The following is a 4,294-nucleotide window of genomic DNA, read 5'->3' on the forward strand; positions in this document are numbered from 1 at the left end:
ACAAGAGATTCAAGAGCTACATTAGGTCAAATTAATGATTTATATAAAGCGGGTTGTGAAATTATAAGATGTGCAGTTCCAGATATGGAAGCTGCTGAAAGTCTAAAGGAAATATGTAAGGAATCACCAATTCCTGTAGTTGCAGATATACATTTCGATTATAGATTAGCTTTAGAATCTATAAAAAATGGAGTTTCTGCATTAAGAATAAATCCTGGTAATATTGGAAGTGACGAAAGAGTTAAACTAGTAGCAGAAGCTGCTAAGGCCAAAAATATTCCAATAAGAATAGGAGTGAATTCAGGCTCATTAGAAAAAGATATATTAGAGAGAGATGGAAAACCTACGGCAGAAGGGCTAGTAGAATCCGCATTAAGACATGTTAAAATATTAGAAGAATTAGACTTTTTTGATATAGTAATATCAATAAAATCTTCAGATGTTAGAATGATGATAGATTCATATAGATTAATGAGTGAAAAGTGTAATTACCCTCTTCATTTAGGAGTAACTGAATCAGGAACTTTATTTAGAGGAACTATAAAATCAAGTATAGGACTTGGAACTTTATTAGCAGAAGGTATTGGAGATACAATTAGAGTGTCATTAACAAGTGATCCTATAGAAGAAATAAAGGTTGCAAAAGAAATATTAAAATCATTAGGGTTAAGAGAAAGTGGCTTACAATTTATTTCATGTCCAACATGTGGTAGAACTCAAATTGATCTTATAGGTATAGCTAAGGAAGTAGAAAATAAGCTTGAAGGAATAAATAAAAATATTAAAGTAGCTGTAATGGGATGTGTAGTAAATGGACCAGGAGAAGCTAGAGAAGCTGATATAGGTATTGCTGGCGGAAAAGGCGAAGGAATAATATTTAAAAAAGGTAAGATAATAAAAAAGGTAAAAGAAGAACATCTTATTGAAGAGCTAATGAAAGAAATAGAAAGCTTATAAAAATTAACCCTCACCATTTGGTGGGGGTTAATATAATTTTATTAGTTATAATATAAAAAATAGTGTATTATATATAGTGGCAAAAGTTTAATTGTAAAGGAGTTGATTATTTGAGTGAAGATACTATAAAAAAAATAAAAAAAGAAATAAATAAAAATGAAACACTAGAAGATAAAGAAATAAATATAATTAGATTTCAATTCTTGAGAAAAAGCAATCTTTTAAAGGTTGTTTTAAGAGGAAAGGAAAATTTAAGTCAAGCTGAGGAAGCTCAAATAATTAAGGCGGTTAAAGACGTATTAAGAATTGATGTAAAAATAGAAGTGCTATTTTATAGAGATGTATCAAATATTTCCTTAGAACAAATTATAGATAAGTATTGGATAGAGGTAACTGGAGATGTAATGAAAAAAACTCCATTATCAAAAACATTATTAACTATGGGAATAAAGGAAGTAAAGGACAAAAAAATCTTCATAAAGAGCGGATATGATAAAATAATAGATCATTTAAATACAAGGGGTATACCAAAACAAATATCAAATAATTTAGAAAATATATTTGGGATAAAAGCTCAAGTGGAGCTTGTCTACGATGAAGCATTAGAAATTGTAGATGATAACATCGCTAAGGCTGAAAAGGAAAAGCAAGTATTAAAAGAAATATTTAGTGGGAGAAATCTTCAAGCAGAAGCACAAACTCCTGTTAAGAAAGAAACTACTAATGAAAAGCCTAAAAAGCCATATGAAAAGAAAGAGTTTAAGAGAGAGCCTAAAACGGAAAATAATATTATTGGAAGAGGTATTAATAACGAACCTATACCTATTTCAGAAATTGATGAAACATCAGGTATTGTTGCTGTAATGGGAGAAGTGTTTAAAACTGATATTGTTGAAACTAAAACTGGTAAAACTATTTTAACCTTCTATATAACAGACTACACAAGTTCTATAACTGTAAAATGCTTTTTAAAGGCACAAGAAAAAGATGAAGTTTTAGATCAAATTAAAAAAGGATTATATTGTAAGGTTAGAGGAGAAGCTATTTACGATACATATGCTAGAGAAGTAGTTATAATGGGAAGAGATATTCTTAAAATGGTAAAGATGGAAAGAATGGATGGAGCAGATGAGAAAAGAGTTGAGCTTCATTGTCATACTGCCATGAGTGCTATGGATGGCATCGTTGGAACTTCAAAAATAGTAGAAAGAGCTGCAAAGTGGGGGCATCCTGCAATAGCAATAACAGATCATGGAGTAGTTCAGGCCTTTCCAGATGCACAATCTGCTGGAAAGAAAAATAAGATAAAGATTTTATATGGTGTTGAAGGATATCTTGTAAATGATGGAGTACCTATGGCATTAAATGAAAAAGGTCAATCATTTGATGATACATATGTAGTGTTTGATATAGAGACTACAGGGTTTTCATCTAAAAATGATAAAATAATTGAAATTGGGGCTGTTAAGATAAAAGGTAGAGAAGTAATTGATAATTTTAGTTACTTTATATATCCACAGTGTAGAATCCCATATAAAATTACAGAGTTAACTGGTATAACAGATGATATGGTAAGAGATTCAGAAACAATAGATACTGTCTTACCTAAATTTTTAGAATTTGTTGGTGATAGTGTAGTAGTTGCTCATAATGCTGCCTTTGATGTAGGTTTTATTAAAAAGAATTGTGTAGACTTAGGTTTAGAGTTTAACAATACTGTATTAGATACTGTTCCTCTTGCAAGATTTTTATATCCAGCTTTAAAAAGAGTGAAGCTAAATGTAGTTGCAAAATATTTAGGTATATCTTTAGAAAATCATCATCGTGCAGTTGATGATGCAAAGGCAACAGCTGAAATTCTATTAATATCTATTAAAAAGATGATTGAAGAAATGGATATTAAAGATCTAGCTACACTAAACTATGAGTTTTTAAATAAAATTGATATAAAAAAGGAAAATACAAACCATATAATTATTTTAGCCAAAACTCAAGAAGGAATGAAGAATTTATATAAGCTTATATCAGAATCTCATATAGATAACTTTGCAAGAAGACCTAGAACTAAGAAAAGTAAGTTGATGGAAATGAGAGAAGGGCTTATTATAGGTTCAGCTTGTGAAGCGGGAGAAGTTTATAAAGCTGTTTTAGCAGGAAAGCCTGATGAAGAATTAAAGGAAATAATGAACTTTTATGATTATTTAGAAATTCAACCTTTAGAAAATAACAGGTATTTAATAGAAAAAGGTATTGTAAAGGATGAAGAGGAACTTAAGACTTTAAATAAAAAAATATATGACTTAGGAAAAGAATGTAATAAACCAACGGTAGCAACGGGTGATGTACATTTTTTAGAGCCTCAAGATGAAATATTTAGAAGGATAGTAATGGCTTCAAAGGGATTTTCAGATGCTGATAATCAGCCACCTTTATATTTAAAAACTACTGAAGAAATGTTAAAGGAATTTTCTTATCTAGGGTCTGAGATAGCAAAGGAAGTAGTAATAACTAATCCTAGAGCTATAGCAGATTCTATTGAAAGTTTAAAACCTATTCCTGATGAAACATTTCCACCTAAAATAGAAGGTGCTGATGAAGAAATTAGAGAAATGACTATGAATAAGGTTCATTCTATATATGGAGATCCCCTTCCGGAAGTAGTTCAAAAAAGACTAGATAAGGAATTAAACTCTATTATTAGTAATGGTTATGCAGTTTTATATCTTATAGCACAAAAACTAGTGGCTAAATCTCTTGAGGATGGATACTTAGTTGGTTCGAGAGGATCTGTTGGTTCATCATTTGTAGCAACAATGTCAGATATTACAGAAGTTAATGGACTTCCACCACATTATGTATGTCCTAACTGTAAAAAATCTGAATTTTTCTTAGATGGTTCAGTAAGCTCTGGAGCAGACTTAGAAGATAAGGATTGTCCTGATTGTGGAACTACATATATAAAAGATGGTCATGATATACCATTTGAAACCTTCCTAGGATTTGAAGGAGATAAAGAGCCTGATATAGATTTAAATTTCTCAGGTGAGTATCAAGGTGAAGTTCATAAATATACTGAAGTATTATTTGGTAAAGGATTTGTATTTAAAGCAGGAACTATAGGTACTGTAGCAGAAAAGACAGCATATGGATATGTAAGAAAGTATTTAGATGAAAGAGGTATTAGAGCATCAAATGCTGAAATAGAAAGATTAACATTAGGTTGTACTGGTATAAAGAGAACTACAGGGCAGCATCCTGGTGGAATTATGGTTGTTCCTAGTGATAATGAAATATATAACTTTACACCAATACAAAGACCAGCAGATGATCCTACATC

General features: G+C 30.6%; 2 protein-coding genes. Both read left to right on the top strand.

Going from position 1 to position 4,294, the window contains the following annotated elements:
* The coding region (ispG, locus tag ACRDBA_RS10430; protein ID WP_438572860.1) for a flavodoxin-dependent (E)-4-hydroxy-3-methylbut-2-enyl-diphosphate synthase at nucleotides 1–957 on the top strand (957 nt) is incomplete at its 5' end.
* A 110-nt stretch (nucleotides 958–1,067) separates the two neighbouring features.
* Nucleotides 1,068–4,294: PolC-type DNA polymerase III (locus ACRDBA_RS10435; protein ID WP_438572861.1), on the top strand; the 3,227-nt coding region annotated here is incomplete at its 3' end.

Origin of the sequence: Clostridium sp., from assembly GCF_051654825.1 — a bacterium.
In the GTDB taxonomy this organism is placed as follows: Bacteria; Bacillota; Clostridia; order Clostridiales; family Clostridiaceae; genus Clostridium.